Below are 20,071 nucleotides of genomic sequence, written 5' to 3' on the forward strand. Positions count from 1 at the left end.
GAGAACGCACCGGTGACCACCCGCCACAAGCGGTCACCGGCGCGCTTACTGCCCCTGGGGGTTTCTAGACAGGGATCAGATCGAACTGCTCCCATGGTCCGATCGCGGCGCGGTTGGTGACGAGGTTCTGCGACCCGCCGCCCTCGGCGCAGACGTACTGGTTGTTCACCGTGGCCCGAAGCGAGATCGAGCCGTCGCCGTTGGTCACCACCGCGAAGGTCTCCCACGACCCGGCCGAGGGCCGGTCGGCCAGCAGCGGCACGTTGCCGCCGCCCTGGTTGGTCACATAGAGGTTGTTGGCCACCGAGCGCAGCGCGATGTTGCCGCCGCCCAGGTCGACCCGGACGAACTGCTCGGTCGCCCCGGCCGTCGTCTTACCGGCGATCAGCGGAGTGGTCGCGTCGGCGGCCGAGACGAACAGGTTGTTGGCCCGCGACCGCAGCGTGTACGTGTTGGCCGGCGTCGACCCCGTGATCACCCGGACCGCGTCGATCATGCCGACCGACGTGGTCTTGTTGACCACCCGGAGCGTGTGCTGGCCGCTGGACAGGCCCGTCTTGCCGTAGACGACCTGCTGCGCCTGCCGGGCGCCGCTCTGGTAGAGGTTCACGTTCTGCTGGAACACGTTGTCGATGTAGACGTCGACGTTGCCCATGTCGGAGAACCGTTCCGAGAGGATCTCGATGCCGGTGCCGGTGAACGTGTAGGTCGCGGCGGCGTTGACGGTGGTGCTGTGGTGGGTGTCGTCGTTGTGGTCGCCGTAGCCTCGGCCCGTGGTCAGGTGCCAGTTCGCGTCGTAGGTGAGCTCGGTGTTGTTGACCAGCCCCGGGGTGCCGCCGCCGTTGATGCCGAGGGTGGAGGCGGTGCCGCTCAGCGACTTGGCCGCCTGGTTGGCGGTGCCGGTGAGCTGGGTCTGGCTGTAGGCCGACAGCGGCTTGCCGGTGCGCTCCACCACGTAGACCGTGTTCGCGGCGGTCGCGAAGCTGATCTCAGCGGCCGAGCCGGTGGTGATGATCGCGTTGTCGGAGGTGCGGCGGACGCGGACCTGCTGGGTGCCCCACGGGTTCACCACGGTGGCCTGCTTGCCGTACAGGGACCTGATGCCGACGTACTTGGTCTCGTCGCCCTCGCGCTCGGAGGACACGATGAAGCCGTCCTTGGCCAGCAGCGAGAACTTCCCGATGAACGAGGAACCGCTCGGCGCGGCCGGGAAGACCCGGATCTTGTCGTTGTACGACTGCATCAGCGACTCGTTCATCGCCGCCATGTGCACGCCGTGGTACTCGAACACGCCGTTGGTGTTGCTGGTGAAGCTGTTCGGGTAGTTCTGGTACCGCTGCGCCATCGTCTTCATGCCCTGGAAGGCCTGGTCGCCCAGGCCCAGGCGGGCGGCCTGCACGGCGTCGTTGGCCCAGACGTTGCCGTAGGGGTGCGGACGCACGTTCCAGGTGTTCAGCGCCGTCTGGTAGTCGGGGAAGCCGATGCCGGTCAGGTTGTACGGCCAGATCATCTCCGCCGCGACGTTCTCGTTGTTGCGGGTCTGCGAGATCGGCGGCTGGTGCGGCTGGTAGGCGTTGTTGACCACCGAGTAGGGCACCAGGTTGTTCAGGATGTTCTGCAACTCGGTCCGCAGGCTCGCGTCGACGCCGAGCTGCTGCGCCACCTGGATCGTCACGGGGAACAGGCTGCGGATCGCGGTCAGGTCGGTAAGGGCGTTCCGCACGTTCCAGTACGTCTCATGGGCGTTGGAGTTGGCGATGTAGTACTGGCCGGTCGAGGCGTCACGGGACACGAAGCTCCGGTAGAACTTCGCGGCCTCGCGCATGAACGGGTAGGCCGTGTTCGCCAGGTAGGTCGCGTCGTTGGTGTACCGGTAGCGCAGGTACATGTTGTACGCGGCCTCGGCGGCGGTCGACATCGTGTTCTTGGTGTAGTCGGAATTGACGGTGCCGCGCGCGTTGCCGTCCCAGCCGTAGGTCTCCGGGAGCCAGATGCCGTCGATGCCGTATCTGGTCTGCGTGTACGACTTCAGCGCGTGGTAATTGCGCGAATGGAGATTGTTGAACACGTCCATCAGGTCGATGTGGTTGGACGCGTAGAACGAGTAGTACACGTGGCGCATGTTCCAGTACCAATAGGCGTTGGACCACTTCGACTGGTCTCCGGTGGCACGGAAGACCCCGTTGATGAAGTGGAACGGGTAGTTGCCGTACCCGCCCGCCGCGACGATGTAGTTGCTCAGGTAGTAGAAGTTCTCCAGGTAGTCGTTGTCGGCGCTGCCGCCGTACTGGACGAACGACTTGCCCCAGAAGTCGTGCCAGAAGTTCTTGAAGCCGGTGAGCGTGGCGCCGATTCCGGCCGACTTCACATTGGTGAGCTGATTTCGCGCCTGCTGCACCGAGTTGGCCGAGGGAGCGTTCTTCCGGGAGGCCGCGGTGAACCAGATCGTGTAGTCGTTGTCGGCGGTGATGCTCAGCCGGACGGTGCGCCCGTTGACGGTCGAGGTCGAGTAGTTCGCGCCCTCGACGGTGGCGGCGAAGGTGTAGCCGAACCCGTTGGCGTCGGTCTGGCCCCGGCTGAACCCGGCGACCGAGGAGTCGTTGAACGTCTGGACGGTGCGCCAGGTGTTCAGGTCGGGTGTGTCGGCGATGTTCTGGACGGTGTTCGGGTCCCACAGGCCGAGGTCGACCGTGGTGGTGCCGAGCCCGCCGCGGGTGTCCTCGACGCGGATGCCCATGACCTCCGAGCCGGGCTGGCCCAGGATCGTCACGGTGCGGTTGTTGTCGTACTTGGTGGTCAGCGTGCCGTCGTACAGGTTGAGGCGCTGCTGGTAGGTCGTGTAGCCGGTGTCCAGGCCGGGGCTGGTGTTGAGGGTCAGCGTGCCGGCCGCGTAGGTCGACTGCTGGGCCAGGTCGGCGCCGGAGACCTGCATGGTCATGCCGTTCTGGCTCCAGACCATGGCGCCGGTCCTGCCGTTGCCGACCGTCAGGCCGTAGTTCGGGTTGGTGTTCGGGCGGTTGTAGACGATGTCGTGCTTGGACAGATAGCCCGCCCGGTTGACGTTCAGGGCCCCGGCCGACTGGTCGAAGGCGTGGTCGGTCGTGGACGCCAGCGCGGGCGCCGTCACCACTCCCCCGGCCGCCAGCCCGCCGACGAGCGCTAATGCGGGGAGCGCTCTCAGAAATCTCATGTCATCGATCTCCTGGTCACCACAGCGGATTCAGGGGGTGCGTCCCTCCGGCAGGGGAGCCGCCGGGCCCCCTCACCGGCGATCGGCGACCGGTATGGGACAGCCCGACGGCCCCTCTGCACAGGCACAGGCCCGACTCGCACTGTTACCAAGTCGGAACTGTCAGGCGCAGTTAACATTGGATGTCTTCGGGCGTCAATAGCCACCTCTGCTTCACAGACCAGCGATCAGCCGCTTTTTATGTCGGTTACGAGAAGAAACTCGGTCGGACCGGTCCCAAATACCTCCGATGTCTTGAGATCGTTATCGTCCGTTGACGGTGTCCTTCAGGTGTGCGAGCCTTTCGGAGCACCCGCACGCGAGTGGCTCCGCGTGCCTTTCGAATTCACCATTCGGGTAGCGGTCGGCGCGCGCTCTCGCGAGCACAGTTAGGAGTCACGATGCGCCGACTGTTCATGGCGCTGCTCGGGGCGGTCCTGTTAGGGAGCGCGCTCTCCGCCGTGCCGACGGCCGCGGGCGCGGCACCGCTCACGAAGGTCCTCGTCTTCAGCAAGACCGCCGGGTTCCGGCACGACTCGATCCCCACGGGGATCGCCGCGATCCAGCAGCTGGGCGCCGCCAACGGCTTCACCGTGACGGCCACCGAGGACGCGGCCCAGTTCACCACGGCCGACCTGGCCCAGTACCAGGCGGTCGTCTGGCTCTCCACCACGGGCGACGTGCTGAACGCGGCCCAGCAGACCGCGTTCCAGTCGTACATCGCCGGCGGCGGGGGCTACGTCGGCGTGCACGCCGCGGCCGACACCGAATACGACTGGTCCTGGTACGGCGGCCTCGTCGGCGCCTACTTCGCGAGTCACCCGGCCACCCAGAACGCCGTGGTCAAGGTCGAGGACCGGTCGAACGTGTCGACCTCGCACCTGCCGCGGACCTGGACCCGTCTGGACGAGTGGTACGACTACCGCACCAACCCCCGTTCGGTCGCGCGGGTGCTCGCCTCGCTCGACGAATCGACGTACAGCGGCGGTTCGATGGGCAGCGACCACCCGATCACCTGGTGCCAGAACTACGGCGGCGGCCGGAGCTGGTACACCGGCATGGGGCACACGCAGGAGACCTTCGCCGACGCCGGCTTCCGGCAGATGCTCCTGGGCGGCATCCAGATCGCGGCCGGGTTCCGGGCGGCCGACTGCCGCCCCGAGACCGGCTACACCCCGCTCTTCGACGGCACCCAGGCCGGCCTCGACCGGTGGCGGCAGGCGGGACCCGGCGGCTTCACCCTGGCGAACGGCACCCTGACCTCGTTCGGCGGCATGGGCCTGCTCTGGTATCCGGTCTCCACCTTCGCCGACTACTCGCTCAAGGCCGACTGGATGATGCCGGGCGACGACAACGGCGGCGTCTTCATCGGCTTCCCCGACCCGCAGGGCGACCCGTGGAAACCGGTCGACCAGGGCCACGAGATCCAGATCGACGCCACCGACGCCGACCCCTCGCGCACCACCGGCTCGGTCTACGGCCTGTCGGCCCCCGACGCCGCGCTCCGCGACGCCGCCCTCAACCCGCCGGGGACGTGGAACGCCTACGAGATCAAGGTGACCGGCACCCGCATCGAGATCTGGCTCAACGGCGTCAAGATCAACGACTACACCAGCTCCCGCGCGATCCAGAACGGCTACATCGGCCTGCAGAACGACGGCGCCGGCCTGGACGTCAACTACCGCGACATCCGGATCAAGGGCGACGCCACCACCCCGCCGCCGCAGCCGGCCGACCTGGCCCGGGGCAAGATCGCGACCGCCTCCAGCGTCGAGCCCGGGAGTGCTCACGTGGCCGCCAACGCGGTCGACGGCGACACCGCCACCCGCTGGGGCTCGGCCTACGCCGACCCGCAGTGGATCACGGTCGACCTGGGGGCCTTGTACCACCTCAGCCGGGTCCGCCTGAACTGGGAGGCGGCCTACGGGCGGCAGTACCGCGTGGAGGTCTCCCCCGACAACACGACCTGGACGACGGTCTCCACGCAGACCGCCTCCGACGGCGAGATCGACGACCTCACCGTCTCGGGCACGGGCCGCTACGTCCGGATCCACGGCACCCAGCGCGCCCTCACCGCCTACGGCTACTCGCTGTGGGACCTGAACGTCTACGGAACCCCCGCCACCGGCGGGCCGGCCCTGCTCTCCCGGAGCCGTCCGGTGACGGTCTCCAGCGTCGAACCCGGCAGCGCGCACGCGGGCGCCAACGCGGTCGACGGCGACACCGCGACCCGCTGGGGCTCGGCCTACGCCGACCCTCAGTGGATCACGGTCGACCTGGGCCAGACCCGTACGATCAACCGAGTCCGTCTCCAGTGGGAGACCGCCTACGGCCGGCAGTACCGCGTGGAGACGTCCACGAACAACAGCACCTGGACGACGGTCTCCACCCAGACCGCCTCCGACGGCGGCGTCGACGACCTGACGGTCAACGGCGCCGGCCGCTACGTGCGGGTCTACGGCACCCAGCGGGCCACCGCCTGGGGCTACTCGCTCTGGGAGTTCGACGTCTACGGCTCGTAGACGCATGAGAGCGGCCCCCCTCGTCTTGCGGGCGAGGGGGGCTTCGTGGATGGGAGTGGCCCCCTCGTCCCGGGGACGAGGGGGACTTCCCCGTTGCGGGGCTCCGGGCTAGAAGCCGGCCGTGACGCGGGTGAAGTCCCAGTTGGCCTGGGCGACGCCCGAGCAGGTGTCGTTCAGGCCGCCCGAGCAGGGGCGGTCGCGGTTGACCGACCAGAAGGCCAGCCGGCCGAGGCCGCGGGCGCGGGCCCAGTCGCGGATCTGGGTCCAGGTGGCGACCGTGGTGACCTCGCTGTTGTCGGAGTAGCCGTTCATGCCCGAGATGCCCATGCGGGCGTAGGCCTGCGCGTCGGTGTAGCCCCACAGGGACTTGAGCTGGTTCTTCAGCCCTTCGGACGCGCTGACGGTGGCGTTGTAGATGTTGGAGGCGCCGAAGTTGAACGGCATGAGGGTGTAGTTGTCGATCGGCACGTTCAGCGCGCGGGCCTGCTGGAGGAAGCGGGCCTCGGCGCCGGCCGGGCCGGACTGGCTCGTGCCGATGGTGACGACGACGCGGACGTTCGGATTGTTCTGCTTGATGATCTTGATGCCGTTGAGGATGCGGTCCTGGACGGTGTAGTTCCCCATCTCGTCGGTGTTCTCGACGTCGAAGTCGACCACGTTCGGCCCGTGGGCGTTGATGACCTGCTGCACGGCGCCGGCGAAGGCGTCCGGGGTGGAGCAGTTCGGGCCGAGCTTGTTACCGGACCAGCCGCCGAAGGAGATCTGGACCTGGCCGCCCGCGGCCTTGATGGCGTTGATCGTCGACTGGTCGGTGCCGCCGGTCAGGGGGCGCTGGCCGTCCCAGCGCGGCACGCAGCCGCCGCCGGACAGGATGAAGGCCATCGTGAAGGAGCGCACACCGGTCTGGCTCATGATCGAGGTGGCGCTGGGCGGGCTGCCCCAGCCGAGGTAGAGGTAGGGCGTGCCGGGGAACCTGGCCGGGTTGCCGGGGTCGGGGTTGCCGCCGCCGGTCGGGAGGGTCCAGCGCTGGTTGGCGCCGGCGAAGCAGTCCCAGATCTGGAGCGGGGTGCCGTCGGCCGAGGAGTTGCCGGTGGCGTCGAGGCACTTGCCGAGGGCGCGCAGGGTGCCGTCGGCCTGCGGGGTCCAGTTCTGGGCGGCGCTGCCGTTGCAGTCGTAGAGCTGCACGCGGGTGCCGTTGGCCGTGCCGGCGGCGGCGACGTCGAGGCACTTGCCGAGGGCGCGGATGGTCTGGCCCTGGCCGGTCGTCCACTGCTGGGCGTTGGTGCCGTTGCAGGTGTAGAGCTGGATGGTGGTGCCGTTGGCGGGGTTGGCGGCGGCGACGTCGACACACTTGCCGCCGAATCCGGTGATCTGCCCGACCGCCGCCTGGGCGGGGGCCGCGACGACACCGGTGAGCACGAGCGCGGCGGCGCTCAGCACGGCTCCGGCGCGCAACAGTAAGCGGAGGCGCATGGGGGGTCTCTTTCCGACGGGCGAGTACGGGGAGAGGAGAGCCCGGCCGTTGCTTCTCCTCTTAAATTAACTCGGATGGAACACCCTCCTACAGACCCCTGTCAATAGGAAAGTTTCCGAATTAATTCACCCGCCGATCGCCTTCGGAAGCGGTTGAACTGCGGGAATGCGCTCTCCTGTCATCACCGCCCATCGAGAGCGTGGAGAAGTCTGGTCACTTCCACGCGCCACAGGCTGTCTGCCGGGAACCACCTGGACCGTTCCGACAAGGCGCGGGCGGCATGGCCGGCGGCGTCCGCCCGGGCCCCTGTCCGGGCGATCACCACCCACGGCCGCCCGGGATCGGCCCCGCCCCACCACGGCCGGGGCCGGACCGCGGACAACCCGGCCGCCAGCCGCGCCGCCCGCTCCGCGTCCCCCGGCCGACCGGCCGCGAGGTGCGCCTCGGCCGTCAGCAGCGCCGCCCGGATCTGCCGCCCCGCGTCGAGCGGCCCCCCGAGCGACATGCAGGCCTCGGCCACGGTCAGCGCGTGTTCCGCGGCCTCCCCCATACTCCCGGCCCGCCCGGCCCCCGCTCGTGAACCGGCGTCAGCCGCCACTCCTCCACCCGGCCCCGAGCCCGCGCTGAGAGCCGTTTGAACACCCTGCCCCGTTCCCGGGCCGTTTTCGCGTGCCGCCTTCGCACCCGGCTCCGGCCCGTTCTCCGGCCGCGCTCGTGCCGTCGCCCCCGCTCCGGCCGCCGCCAGCCGGGCGGAGGCCTCCAAAGCGCGGGCCTCCCAGGTGAGCAGGTGGTCGCCGCCCAGGACGGCGGCGCGGCGGCCCGACTCCTCCGCCGCCAGCTCGGCGGCCTCCGCGGTGGTCCGGCGGGCGTCCGGGTCGAGCAGCGGCAGGGTCAGGAGCGTGACGACCAGGTCGGTCCGGGCCACGCCGGTCCAGTGGTCGTGGCGGCCCAGGGTCTCGTGGCGGCGGGCGAGTTCGGCGCGCTGGGCGGTGAGCGCCCGGCGCAGGTCGTCGGGGCGGGCCCGGCGGGCGAGCCAGCGCAGATGGGCACTGGCGATCTCCATGGTGACCGGGTCGTCGGGGCCGAGGGAGACGCCCGCCTCGGCGTGCGCGGCCGACCAGGCGGCCACCGTCTCGTCCACCTGGCGGGTGCGGCTCAGTTCCCGTTCGGCCGCGGCGGCGACGCGGAGGGTGGTCGGGTGGGCGGCGCCCAGGTGGGCGCGGGCGCTGCCGAGCAGGTCGCCCAGTTCGGCCGCGGCGGACGGGCCGCCCGCGCGCACGATGGCGCGCAGGCGGGCGATCCAGGAGTGGCCGGCCGGCTGGGCCGGCCCGTCAGGCCGCGCGGGGGCCGTTGTCACGTTCCCGTCCCTCCGTCCTGATGGTCCGGCGCAGCGCGTCGGCGGCGGCTTCGAGCAGGTCGGCGGCGGCCGTCCGCTCCGGCGGGTCGAGCCGGGCCGACAACACCGCCACGACGGCGTCGGCGAGCGCGGGCAGCGGCTCGGTGGCGCGTTCCACGGCCGGGATCCGCGACTCCAGCGCGGGCCGCACCCCGTCGAGGACCACTTCGGCCGGCACGTGCAGCCCGCGCGTCGCGTCGATGATCACGTTCTGGAGCAGGCAGAAGACGTCGCGCGCGGTGGCCCGGGGACCGAAGACCGTCATGAGGTCCTCCACCGCGCAGACCGGCGGCTCCAGCCCGGTGGCCCGCAGCAGGCCCGGGTGGTCGGCGGCGAAGTCGGCCACCGCCAGCACCAGCCCCTCGGCGGCGGCCATCCGCCCGCCCGGTCCTGACTCCAGCATCTGTAGCCAGCTATCGCGATAGGGCCAGAAAGTCCAGACCACGGTCTCGCGCGCCAGTTCGGTCAGCGCGTCGACCCGCCCGAAGCAGTCGGGCAGCCCCCCGTCGTAGGCCGCCGCCAGCGAATGACGCGCCCTCGGTCCCACGACCGTGTACAACGTGCTGGTCGAGCCCCCCGACACGTCCAGCACCTCCTTGCCGACCCGGCCACCGGCCTCGGCCACCTCGCGGCAGGCCGCGTAGTAGACCGTCCTGGTCGCCCAGTGGCGTTGTCCGTGGCGGCTCCCCTGTAACAGGCCGTCCCGCCAACGGGCGGCCACGCTCCGGCGAGATTCCGTGAGTACGTCGGCCACGACCCCTCCCACCCGTACGGAAGTATTCGAATTGTCGACAGAAGACTACAGCTGACTTAAGTACTTTTCACGACCTGATTGCTTTTGGTGGCATTGGTGAGGATGTTCACCAGGTGTTCCCTGCGGAAAGACAGCCGATCGGCCAACATGGAGGGGCCCGGGCCGAACCGTGCAAAAGTGACATGAATAGGATGCAATTCGATCTGCACGGAAAGGCACCACGTGACTCCCCCAGCTCGCCGCGGCGGCGCGATCATCACAGCACTGGCGTCGGCGGGGATCGTGGTCTCGGTGATGCAGACCATCGTCATCCCGATCGTGCCCGAGCTGCCGCGGTACCTCCACACCGACGCCGCCTCGGTCACGTGGGTGCTGACCGCCACCCTGCTGGCGGGCGCCATCGCGACCCCGCTCACCGGGCGGCTGGGCGACATGTTCGGCAAGCGGCGGCTGCTGCTGATCTGCCTCGCGCTGCTGGTCGCCGGGTCGGTGGTGGGGGCGCTCAGCTCCTCGGTCGTGCCGATGATCGTCGGCCGGGCGCTCCAGGGGTGCGCTGCCGGGGTGATCCCGCTCGGCATCAGTCTCATGCGCGACGAACTGGCCCCCGAGCGGCTCGGCTCCGCCATGGGCCTGATGAGCTCCTCCCTCGGCGTCGGCGGCGCGCTCGGCCTCCCGGCCGCCGCCGCCATCGCCCAGAACGCGAGCTGGCACCTGCTGTTCTGGGGCGCCGCCGGGCTGGGCCTGATCGCCATGATCATGGTGTGGACGCTCGTGCCGGAGTCGAGCGACCGCAGCGGCGGCCGGATCGACTTCCCCGGCGCGATCGGGCTGACCGCCGGGCTGCTCTGCCTGCTGCTGGCCATCACCAAGGGCGGCGACTGGGGCTGGGGCGAGCCGCTGACGCTGGGGCTGTTCGGCGCGGCCCTGGTGATCCTGGCCGTGTGGGGCGTCTACGAGCTGCGCCGCCCGGGGCCGCTGGTCGACCTGCGCACCTCCGCGCGGCGTCCGGTCCTGCTCACCAACATCGCCTCGATCGCGATCGGCTTCGCCATGTACGCCCAGGCGCTCGCCATCCCGCAGCTCCTCCAGTTGCCCGCCGCCACCGGCCACGGGCTCGGCCAGTCGATGCTCGTGGCGGGCCTGTGCATGGCGCCCGGCGGCCTGGTCATGATCTTCGTGTCGCCCCTGTCGGCCAAGCTGTCGGCCTGGAAGGGCGCCAAGGTGTCGCTGATGACCGGCGCCCTGTTGTTCGCGGCCGGCGACGTCGCCGCGTTGTGGCTGCTGAGCGCCCCCTGGCAGCTCATCGTGGTCAGCATGATCACCTCGACCGGCATGGCCCTGGCGTTCGCCGCCATCCCGGCGCTGATCATGGCGAACGTCCCGCACACCGAGACCGCCGCCGCCAACGGCCTCAACGCGCTGATGCGCTCGGTGGGCACCTCCACCGCCAGCGCGGTGGTCGGCGTGGCGCTGGCGCACATGACCCAGCCGTTCGCCGGGGTCCTCGTGCCGACCCTCGACGGATTCAAGCTGACGTTCGTCCTGGGAGCGGCGGCCGCCATGCTGGCGGCGCTGATCATGGCGTTCGTCCCCGGGCGGCGGCGAAGTGTGGCGTACGCCACCCCCACAAAAGAAGCGGCGGGTATGGCGGCCGGCCACGTTCACCGCCCCTCGTAACCGGCATATCGTCCTCCTCAGCGGGGGATGTGGCCCACAAGGACACATCACCCGACCACACTGCGAGGACCGCGATGGATCCGCTTCTGCCCGCCATCCAGCAGATGATCGACGCCACCAACCGGGGCGACGACGACGCTCTCCTGGGGGCGTTCGCCGAGGACGCCGTCGTCAACGATTTCGGCCGCACGTTCGAGGGGCGCGACCGGATCGCCGAATGGAACACGCGGGAGCACATCGGCGCCCGCACGAAGATCGTGGTCACGGGGGCGCGCACCACGGGCGAATCGACCACTGTCGCGGTCACCGTGTCCGGCGACGGCTACAACGGGCCGGGCACCCTGACGTTCCGCACGCACGACACCCTTATCGACCGGCTTGACATCACCTGACGGGGGACGTCGGTCAAGCGCCGGGAAAGGGCGGTGCAAGCGGAAGGTCTATCACTTGTTCGCGTACGCGATGAAACGTACGAGAAGGAGCGCGGATGGCCCACGAGGGGGACCGCCGGGGACGGGGCACGGCTCTGGCGGCCGGGGAACACGCACTGCACACCGAGGGGGATCTACGGGCGGCCCGCCAGTGGTTCGAGCCGGCCTGGCGTGGGGCGGAGGGCGACGGCGACCACGAGGGGATGGCCCGGTCGGCCCTGGGGCTGGGCGGCGTGTGGGTGCACGAGCACCGCACCGCCGAGGCGGAGTCGACGGTGCGCACCCGCCAGTGGCAGGCCCTGGCCGCCGCCGAACCCGGCTCCGACCTGGCGCGGCGGCTCCGCATCCGGCTGGCCGGCGAGGAGGACTACCGCCACGGCACCCACCACGCGATCATGCTGGAGCTCGCCGAGGCCAGGACCGCCGACGAGCCGGTCGCCCTGGTCGAGGCGCTCAGCCTGGCCCACCACTGCCTGCTCGGCCCCGACCACGGCCAGACCCGGCTCGCGCTGGCCAAGGAGCTGATCGGGCACGCCGGACGCACGGGCCGCCGCGGCGACATGGTCATGGGGGTGATGTGGCGTACCGTCGACCTGTTCTTATTGGGCGACCCCCACGCCGAACGCGGCCTGCGGGAACTGGAGGCCCTGCTCGACCGGAGCCCCCACCTGGCGGCCGGGTTCATCGCCAGCGCGATCCGGGTGATGCTGGCCATCCGCCAGGGCCGCTTCGCCCACGCCGAGAACCTCGCCACCGCCAGCGCCGAACGCGGCACCGCCGCCGGCGACCGCGACGCCGCCGGCTGGTACGGCGGCCAGCTCGGCACCATCCGCTGGTTCCAGGGCCGCATCGCCGAACTGACCGATCTGATGCACGACCAGGCCGACTCCCCCGTGCTGAGCGCGGTCGACAACAGCTACTTCGCCGGCCTGGCCGTCGCCGCCGCCACCGCCGGGGAACACCGCCTGGCGGCCGGCATGCTGGCCCGCATCCGGGGCCGCGACCTCGCGGCCCTGCCCCGGTCGAGCTCCTGGCTCTACACCATGTACGGCGTCGCCGAGACCGCCCACCTCCTCGGCGACGAGACCGCCTCGGCCGAGGTCTACGACCTGCTCAGTCCCCACGAGGGCAGCCCGGTCATCGCCAGCCTGGGGGTCACCTGCCTGGGCTCGGCCCACCATCCGCTCGGGGTGGCCAGCCTGACCCTGGGCCGCCCCGACCGGGCGATCGGCCACTTCCGCTGCGCCGTCCGCGACAACCTGGCCCTGGGCCACTGGCCCGCCACCGTGTTGTCCCGCTGGCGGCTCGGCCACGCCCTGGCGCTGCGTCACGGCCCCGACGACGACGGCGCGCTGCGGGAACTGGAACTGGCCACCAAGGAGGCCGCCGAACTCGGCATGGACCTCCCGGCCCCGGTCGTCCGCCGCTCCCCGGGGCCGTGGTCGGCCACGGCCCGCCGCCACGGCCGCCACTGGCGCCTCGACCTCGGCGGCCGGTCGGTCGTCGTGGAACACAGCGTCGGCATGGGCCACCTGGCGGTCCTGATCGCCAACCCGGGCCGGGAGGTCTCCGCCGCCGACCTGGCCGGCGTCCCCGGCCAGCCCCCCGACCAGCCGGTGCTCGACACGACGGCGCGCCGGGCCTACGAGGCCCGGCTGGCCCGGCTCCAGGAGGCGATCGAGGAACGCGAGGCGCTGACCGACACGGCGGGGGCGACGGCGCTACGGGCCGAACACGCGTGGCTGGCGGGCGAGCTGGCCGCCGCGACCGGGCTGGGGGGCCGGTCGCGGGCGTTCGCCGGCGACGGGGAACGGGCCAGAGTGGCGGTCGGCAAGGCGATCCGCCGGGCTCTGGCCCGGATAGAGGAGCTCGACGAGGCGGTGGCGGCGGAACTGCGGGCGACGGTGAAGACCGGGGCCCGGTGCGGCTACCACCCGCGATGACCGCGTGACCGGCGGTCAGACGATCCGGCCGACGTGGGCGAGGGCCTGCTTCAGCAGGGTGCCCTGGCCGCCGGTCATCTCCTGCTGGACGACCGGGGAGGCCGCCTCCTCGGGGGTGAACCACTCCAGGTCGAGGGCGTCCTGGCGGGGGGCGCAGTCGCCGGCGACCGGGACGATGTAGGCCAGCGACACCGCGTGCTGGCGCGGGTCGTGGTAGGGGGTCACGCCCGGGGTGGGGAAGTATTCGGCGATGGTGAACGGCTGGGGCGACAGCGGGACGCGGGGCAGGGCGACCGGGCCGAGGTCCTTCTCCAGGTGCCGCAGCAGCGCGTCGCGGACCCGCTCGCCGTAGAGGACCCGCCCGGAGACCAGCGCGCGGCTGACGGTGCCGTCGGCGCCGATGCGCAGCAGCAGGCCGACGTGGGTGACCACGCCGTTCTCGTCGGCGCGGACCGGCACGGCGTCGACGTAGAGGATCGGGAGGCGCTCGCGCATGAGCGAGAGCTCCTCGGGTGACAGCCAGCCCGCCGCGGTTTCGGTCATTTCGGTCATCGCTCGATCTTATCGGGATCGCGGAACGACAGTCCGGCGGCGGTCAGCGCCTCGGTGAGCACGCGGATGCCCTTGGGCCCCATCCCGTGCAGCGCGAGCAGTTCCCTGGCCGTGAACCGGGTGACGTCTTCGAGGGTGCGGCAGCCGGCCTCGGCCAGCGCGCGGTTCGCCGGGCGGCCGATCGTCGGGAGTTCGGTCATGGGTGCCGATGCTACGAGACGCGCCAGAGTGTGGCATTGGCTCCGGGGTCATCGGGGTCCCCTTCCGGTGAGGTGAACCCGGCGCCCCACACCTGCGAGGTGCCCGGCCGGCGCGCCACGGCGGCCAGCGACGCGTCGTACCCCTTGGGCCGGGGCAGCGGCACGCTTTCCCAGCTCGTGCCCCTGACCTGCCAGAAACGCGGGTTCCAGCCGCCCTGCGCGATCCAGACCCCGCCCTTGCCGTCCGGCTCCGCCTCCGTGTACGGCTGCCCTTGCGTCGCCCCGAGCGTCATCCGCCACCGGGAGCCGTTCCAGTGCACGGCCAGTGGCCGGGAGAAGGTGACGTCGTCGCCCTCGGCATCGGCCCCCTCCCAGGAGACCCCGCCGACGGCCCACACATCGCGCGCGCCGAGGACGGCGACGTCGATGAAGGTGGCGGTGGCGTCCTCGGTCGGCAGCGGGATCGCGGGCAGCGGCACCTTGCGCCAGGCCTTGCCCGACCAGTGGAAGACGCCGCTCCCGGCGGCCCAGACGTGCCCCCCTCCGGCGTCCACGGCCTGGGCGGTGCCCGGGACGGGGTGGCGTTTCCACGACGACCCCGTCCAGCGCCGCGAAGTGTTCCCGCCGACGGCCCAGACCTCGCGGGCGGAGACGGTCTCGGCGTCGGCGGCCCGGAACGTGCCAAGCGACCACGACGTCCAGGCGCGCCCGTTCCAGGCGTAAGCCCGGTCGGGCCCGAAGGCCCAGACCCGGCCCGCGGAGGCGGCGACCGCCGACAACTCGGGCAGCCGTCCGGGCAGCGTCTTCCTCGCCTTGCCCTTGAGCGACTGCACGAACCCCTGGCGGCGCCCGTTCACGGACCGGTGCCCGGCGGTCCAGACGGTGCCGTCGGCCGTGACCGCGACGTCGGCGAACACGTCGTCTCCGGGGAAGTGGACGACCTGGGCGACCTGCCAGGGAGTGGCGGAGGCCGCCAATAAGACCGCGATGATTGCCCGCATCCGCCCACAATATTCCCCATGACCCTGCACGGCGCTCTTCTCCTGCCGGACGGCACCCGGATCCGGGGCCGCGGACTCCGCCACCCGCTGCCCCCGGGCCCGCTCCCCGACTTCGGCCTGTACGTCGTGGGCCGGCCCCCGCAGGTGCCCTGGCCCTCCGAATGGGTGCGCTGGCCCGACTTCTGGTTGCCCTCCGACCCGGCCCGTGCGGCCACGGCGATTCGCGGCCTGTACGACCGGGCCGCCGGCGGAGCCGACGTCGAGGTGGCGTGCGGGGGCGGGGTGGGCCGCACCGGGACGGTGCTGGCCTGCCTGGCCACGCTGACGGGCCTGGACCCGGACGAGGCGGTGGCGTGGGTGAGGGCCAACCACCACCGGAAGGCGGTGGAGACCCCGTGGCAACGCCGCTGGATCCGCCGCTTCGCCACCCTGTGAGGCCCGAAGCAGGCGGTCTGCTTCGGCGGAGTCGCCCCGTCCGAGGGCCGGAGACTCGGCCGACCCGCGCGGTCGGGCGACCGGCTCCTACGCGTCACCGGTCGCGGATGGCGGGTTCTCCGGCTCCGGGGGGTCGAGGGAGATCCTGCCGCACGCCACCGACGGTTCCGCGTTATTCGGTGTCGCGGTAGGTGGCCGTCCGGAACAGGAACGACGCCCACGACCGGAACGGCCGCCAGGTGTCGGCCAGCCGCCTGAACTCCTTCGGCGGCGTGTCCTCCGGCAGCCCGTAGGCCTCCCTGAGCAGCGCGAACAATCTCGGCTCGTCGCCGGGGAAGGCGTCGGGGGCCCCCGCCCCGCGGATGAGGATGAGCCCGGCCGAGAACGGCCCCACCCCCGGCAGCGCCCGGAGCTCCGCCAGGGCCTCCTCCGGCGGGACGCTCCGCAGGTATTCGGTCGTCAGCATCCCGTCGAGGGCCGCCCTCGCCAGCCCCCGGATCCACTCCTCCTTCTGGGCGGGCAGCCCGAACCCCTCGGCGTCGACCAGGCTGATCGGCGGCGGGAAGACGGCGTGCTCGGCGTCGCCGACGACGATCCGCGCGCCGAACCGCTCCGAGATTCGCCCCTTCAGGCTCCGCGCGACGACCATCGACGACCGCTGCACGATCACCGCCCAGACGGCCGCCTCCCACGGCGTCCAGAAACACACGGGCCGCAGCCCCGGGTGGGCCGCCCGGAGATCCTTCAGCACGGGATCGGCGTCCCCCACCCGCTCGAAGCCGGCTCCGTCGACGTCGAGCGAGAAGATCCGCGCCACCTCGGCGCGCAGGGCGGCCCCGGCGGGCCGGGTGGTCTCGACCCGCACCCCGCCGGGGGCCGCGGTGACGGCGACCCCCACGGGGAGCCAGTCGTGTTCGGCGCAGTAGCCGAACCGCAGGGTCCCGCCCTCGGACGGAAACGTGGTCGCCGCCGGCCACTCCCCGACGAACCGCAGCGTGGCGGCGAAGTCGAAGGCGCCCCGGGCGGTCAGCGTGAATCCGTGCGTGGTCATCTCGGCATCGTAGGGGGCACGGGCCCGGTTTCATCCGCCGGCGGCGACGCCGGCTTCACCGCCTGCTGAGCGGGCTGTAGTTCTGCCCGACGGGCCTGCCCGGGATCGGCCGGGCGATCAGCGCGACGGGGATGAAGAAGCAGATCTGGCCGATCGCGACCGTGAGCGTCCAGAGGGCGTGGTCGTCGTAGTGCGCGGACGCCCGCGCGAACAGCTCGTCCGGCACGCCGGGGCCGGGTGTCAGCACGGCCTCCACGAGCTCCAGCGCGACCCGTTCGGCCTCGGTGAAGCAGGTCGCGTCGCGCCACGACGCCACGGCGGTGATGCGGTCCTCCGGCTCCCCGGCCTCGCGGAGATTCCCCGTCTGCCGGAGCGTGTGGTAGGTGCTCCCGGCCAGTTGCCCGGCGCGGAGATGCACCAGGTAGACGGTACTGTCGGGGATCGTGCCGTTGTGGACCGCCTTGGACATTCCGGCGGCGATCGCCCCCATGCCGGGGAAGAACCGCATCGGATCGGGCAGGCGGGACTGAAGTTCGGTCATGGTCACCCGACGACGTGACGACGCGGAATGTGAGGCCTCACATTCCGGGCGGCCGTCTCGTCGAGTGAGGTGAAGGGGGCGACGTGACAGTCGAACTGAACGAACGACGACATCTGATCAACCTCTCCTACCGGCTCCTCGGCTCCCTGGCGGACGCGGAGGATGTCGTACAGGAGACCTACGCGCGCTGGTACGCGCTGCCACCCGACCGGCAGCGGGCCATCGCCTCACCGGGGGCGTGGCTGACCACCGTGGCCAGCCGCGTCTGCCTCGACCTGCTGGGCTCGGCGCGGGTCCGGCGTGAACGCTACGTGGGCGAGTGGATCCCGGAACCGGTGCCCGACCAGCCCGGCGACCCGGCCGACCGGGTCACCCTCGACGAGTCGGTCAGCATGGCCTTCCTCGTCGTGCTCGAATCGATGACCCCGGCCGAACGGGTCGCGTTCATCCTGCACGACGTGTTCTGCCACTCCTTCGCCGAAGTGGCCGAGATCGTCGGCCGCAGTCCCGCCGCCTGCCGCCAGCTCGCCTCCTCGGCCCGCCGCCGCGTCGCCGCCGTCCCATCGGTCCCCGCGACCGACCGCGCCGACGTGGTCAGGGCCTTCAAACGGGCGTGGGAGGCCCACGACATCGGGGCGCTCGTCGCCCTGCTCGACCCCGCCGTGACGGTCACCGCCGACGGCGGCGGCCTGGTCGAAGCGGTGCTGCGGCCGATCGAGGGCGTCGACCAGGTCGTCCGCTACGCCGCCGAACTCGCCGGGAGACTGCCCGGCCTGACCCTCCTGGAGCGCACCGTGAACGGCCAGCCCGGCCTGGTGATGCGCCAGGACGGCGTGACCGTGACCGTGCTGGCGTTCGACGTGGCCGGCGACCGGATCACCCGCATCTGGGCGGTCCGCAACCCGGAGAAGCTGCGGCCATGGTGACGAACGTCCTGATCGCCGTGCGGACGCTGGTGCTCTTCATCGCGCCGATCACCGCCGGCCTCCTGCTGACCACGCCCAGCGGACTGGCCCTGCACAGCGCGTCGGCGTACACGATGTTCACCGTCGCGGTCGTGCACGTGATCGTGACGATCGCCCAGTGGCGACCGGGCGGGGCCTCACCCCGGCCGATCCTGTCCGCCGCCCTCTTCCTGGCCCTGACGCTCGCCCAGGTGGCGTTGGGGATCGCGGGGGTGGTGGTCGCGCACGTGCCGCTGGGGGTGCTGATGTTCGGCCTGAGCCTCGTCCAGCTCAGCCGGGCCAGAACTGAACCAGGTAGGCCTCGTCCTGGCCGTCAGGCCTGAACACCCGGAAGTTCCACCGGCTCTCCGTCCTGCCCAGATGGAGATAGGCGACGAATTCCACCCCGTAGAGGCTGCTCACGCAGATCTCGGCCGACTCGAAGTAGACGACACCGGCGCCCGCCTCCCACCAGCCGCCGGGCCATTCGGGGACGGACGGCCGCTCATCAATAACTCCGCTGGCTCTGCACGTTGAGTTCGGTCATCTTGACGCTCTTGGCCGGATCGGTCAACGGGTCGTTGATCTCCAGAATGTCGAGCCCCTTGGTGATGTCGCTCGAATAGATGAACCCGTTGTAGTAATAGGCCGACCACGACCCGCCCAGGCTGAGCCCCGGCCGCAGCGGCCCCCGCTCGAAATAGCCGATCTCGCGGGCGTTCGCCGAATCGGTGAAGTCCCACACCGAGACGCCGCCCTGATACCAGCCCTGGACCATGATGTCCTTGCCCCGCACCGGAATCAGCGACCCGTTGTGGGCGACGCAGTTCTCCTCGCTCGTCTGCACCCGGGGGATTTTGAAGTAGCCGCGCCGCTCAAGGGTGTTCTCGGGCGTCAGGTCGTAAATGGCGTTCGCGCCCTCCTGTACCCCGGTGCCCTTGTCGCAGGTCGCCGAGGCCCCGCCGCCGAGTTCGTCGCTGAACACCAGTTTCGTGCCGTCGTTGTTGAAGGTGGCCGAATGCCACACGGCGAAATTCGGGTCCTGTACGACCTGGAGAACCCGCGGCAACAGAGGATTGGAGATGTCCATCAGCACGCCGTCGCCGAAACAGGCCCCCGCGGCGAGTTTCCGCTCCGGATAGACGGTGACGTCGTGGCAACCACGCGGTTCCTCGTACTCCGAGCCCTCCGTGACGGGCCGCTTCCCGAACACCGGCGGCCGGGCGGCCACCCGGGCGGTCTCGGGGGCGTCCACGGGCACCTCGATGATGTCCATGGCGGCGTGCGGCGGCGGGCAGGTCACGGAGTCGGGCACGGGCCCGGAGGAGGCGACGTAGACGTACACGGTCTTGTCGCCCGGCAGCACCGCATGGGTGTGCGATCCGCATTCGGTACGAACAGAGGTCACATACTTCGGCTGCTTCTTGTCGGAGACGTCGAAGATGCGCACGCCCTCCCACGCCCCGGCGGCGCCTTCGTCCGAATCCCGGGAGACGCACGATTCGTCGTCTCGGGGGTAGTCGACGGAAAGGAACAGCAGATTCCCGGTGACCGAGATGTCGTTCTGGCCGCCTTCGCAGACCGTACGGGAGACGACCGAGGGTTTCTCCGGGTCGGAGATGTCGACGATCGTGAACCCGGCATAGTTTCCGACGAACGCGTAATCGCCCTGAAAGGCGAGATCGGTCCCCCACGCCTCGTCACCGTCGAAAGGCGCCTCAAGAGGGACGTTCGCGACGACCCTGACGTTGTCGCTGTGATCGATCGCGTCGACCCCCAGCCCGGCCGCCGCCGGCGAGGAGGCCGCCGCTTGCGGGGACACCTCGGGAGGAGGCTCACCGCCAGAAGAACACCCGGTCGCTAAGAGGGCCACCACCAGGACGCCGAAGATCCGCCTCATGGGGGAACGCTATGGCACGGA

The 20,071-nt window shown here is 71.0% G+C and carries 17 protein-coding genes; 7 read left to right on the forward strand and 10 right to left on the reverse strand.

Going from position 1 to position 20,071, the window contains the following annotated elements; translation table 11 throughout:
- Window positions 1-64: 64 nt before the first annotated feature.
- Window positions 65-3,190 carry a glycosyl hydrolase family 95 catalytic domain-containing protein gene (locus AW273_RS27820; protein ID WP_198168397.1) on the reverse strand — a complete coding sequence of 1,042 codons (3,126 nt, stop codon included), beginning with the start codon at window positions 3,188-3,190 and terminating at the stop codon, window positions 65-67.
- Window positions 3,191-3,630: 440 nt separating this feature from the next.
- Between AW273_RS27820 and AW273_RS35845 the strand changes: the two genes are divergently transcribed.
- A complete protein-coding gene (locus AW273_RS35845) occupies window positions 3,631-5,751 on the forward strand; it encodes a ThuA domain-containing protein (RefSeq protein ID WP_063910128.1) in 2,121 nt (706 codons plus the stop codon).
- A 108-nt stretch (window positions 5,752-5,859) separates the two neighbouring features.
- Here AW273_RS35845 and AW273_RS38875 read toward each other — a convergent pair whose 3' ends face one another.
- From AW273_RS38875 to AW273_RS27840, 3 genes are all read right to left on the reverse strand, one after another.
- On the reverse strand, window positions 5,860-7,224 hold the full coding sequence (locus AW273_RS38875) for a chitinase (RefSeq protein ID WP_062354242.1): 1,365 nt from the start codon (window positions 7,222-7,224) through the stop codon (window positions 5,860-5,862).
- Between the two features lie 182 nt (window positions 7,225-7,406).
- Window positions 7,407-8,582, reverse strand: a complete 1,176-nt coding sequence (locus AW273_RS27835; RefSeq protein WP_062354244.1) for a hypothetical protein — start codon at window positions 8,580-8,582, stop codon at window positions 7,407-7,409.
- Window positions 8,557-9,375 carry a hypothetical protein gene (locus AW273_RS27840; RefSeq protein WP_157556228.1) on the reverse strand — a complete coding sequence of 273 codons (819 nt, stop codon included), beginning with the start codon at window positions 9,373-9,375 and terminating at the stop codon, window positions 8,557-8,559. Before AW273_RS27840 ends, AW273_RS27835 begins: the two co-directional genes overlap by 26 nt.
- Before the next feature lie 222 nt (window positions 9,376-9,597).
- Here AW273_RS27840 and AW273_RS27845 point away from each other — a divergent pair, with 222 nt between their 5' ends.
- The 3 genes from AW273_RS27845 (at window position 9,598) to AW273_RS27855 (ending at window position 13,426) form a co-directional block, all read left to right on the forward strand.
- A complete protein-coding gene (locus tag AW273_RS27845) occupies window positions 9,598-11,052 on the forward strand; it encodes an MFS transporter (protein ID WP_062354250.1) in 1,455 nt (484 codons plus the stop codon).
- A 74-nt stretch (window positions 11,053-11,126) separates the two neighbouring features.
- Window positions 11,127-11,444, forward strand: coding sequence for a nuclear transport factor 2 family protein (locus AW273_RS27850; protein WP_062354252.1), 318 nt, complete (start codon window positions 11,127-11,129; stop codon window positions 11,442-11,444).
- Window positions 11,445-11,539: 95 nt separating this feature from the next.
- Window positions 11,540-13,426 (forward strand): hypothetical protein, encoded by a 1,887-nt coding sequence (locus AW273_RS27855; protein ID WP_062354255.1) that lies wholly within the window; start codon window positions 11,540-11,542, stop codon window positions 13,424-13,426.
- Between the two features lie 15 nt (window positions 13,427-13,441).
- On the opposite strand, the gene AW273_RS27860 is transcribed toward AW273_RS27855, so the two are convergent.
- The 3 genes from AW273_RS27860 to AW273_RS27870 are packed head-to-tail and all read right to left on the reverse strand — an operon-like array spanning window position 13,442 to window position 15,179.
- On the reverse strand, window positions 13,442-13,978 hold the full coding sequence (locus AW273_RS27860) for an NUDIX hydrolase family protein (protein WP_198168398.1): 537 nt from the start codon (window positions 13,976-13,978) through the stop codon (window positions 13,442-13,444).
- Complete coding sequence (locus tag AW273_RS27865; protein ID WP_062354258.1) at window positions 13,975-14,178, reverse strand: helix-hairpin-helix domain-containing protein; 204 nt, start codon at window positions 14,176-14,178, stop codon at window positions 13,975-13,977. Before AW273_RS27865 ends, AW273_RS27860 begins: the two co-directional genes overlap by 4 nt.
- An 11-nt stretch (window positions 14,179-14,189) precedes the next feature.
- Window positions 14,190-15,179: a hypothetical protein gene (locus AW273_RS27870; RefSeq protein ID WP_157556230.1), complete on the reverse strand. Its 990-nt coding sequence runs from the start codon at window positions 15,177-15,179 to the stop codon at window positions 14,190-14,192.
- Window positions 15,180-15,197: 18 nt separating this feature from the next.
- Here AW273_RS27870 and AW273_RS27875 point away from each other — a divergent pair, with 18 nt between their 5' ends.
- Entirely contained in the window at window positions 15,198-15,614 is a 417-nt protein-coding gene (locus AW273_RS27875; protein WP_062354264.1) for a protein-tyrosine phosphatase family protein, read from the forward strand.
- A gap of 172 nt (window positions 15,615-15,786) precedes the next feature.
- Here the strand turns inward: AW273_RS27875 and AW273_RS27880 are convergent, their stop codons facing one another.
- A complete protein-coding gene (locus tag AW273_RS27880; RefSeq protein ID WP_062354267.1) occupies window positions 15,787-16,665 on the reverse strand; it encodes a DNA-3-methyladenine glycosylase family protein in 879 nt (292 codons plus the stop codon).
- Window positions 16,666-16,720: 55 nt separating this feature from the next.
- Window positions 16,721-17,206, reverse strand: a complete 486-nt coding sequence (locus tag AW273_RS27885; protein WP_062354426.1) for a carboxymuconolactone decarboxylase family protein — start codon at window positions 17,204-17,206, stop codon at window positions 16,721-16,723.
- Window positions 17,207-17,289: 83 nt separating this feature from the next.
- On the opposite strand from AW273_RS27885, the gene sigJ reads away from it, so the two are divergent.
- Both sigJ and AW273_RS27895 read left to right on the forward strand, forming a co-directional pair.
- Window positions 17,290-18,132, forward strand: a complete 843-nt coding sequence (gene sigJ / locus AW273_RS27890) for an RNA polymerase sigma factor SigJ (RefSeq protein ID WP_062354270.1) — start codon at window positions 17,290-17,292, stop codon at window positions 18,130-18,132.
- The gene (locus AW273_RS27895; protein ID WP_062354272.1) at window positions 18,126-18,494 is read left to right on the forward strand and encodes a hypothetical protein; all 369 of its coding nucleotides are present in this window, start codon (window positions 18,126-18,128) and stop codon (window positions 18,492-18,494) included. Before sigJ ends, AW273_RS27895 begins: the two co-directional genes overlap by 7 nt.
- Before the next feature lie 164 nt (window positions 18,495-18,658).
- On the opposite strand, the gene AW273_RS27900 is transcribed toward AW273_RS27895, so the two are convergent.
- A complete protein-coding gene (locus AW273_RS27900; protein ID WP_062354276.1) occupies window positions 18,659-20,050 on the reverse strand; it encodes an LVIVD repeat-containing protein in 1,392 nt (463 codons plus the stop codon).
- Window positions 20,051-20,071 lie beyond the last annotated feature (21 nt).

The sequence above is a fragment of the Herbidospora yilanensis genome (genome assembly GCF_001570565.1).
Classification (GTDB): Bacteria; Actinomycetota; Actinomycetes; order Streptosporangiales; family Streptosporangiaceae; genus Herbidospora; species Herbidospora yilanensis.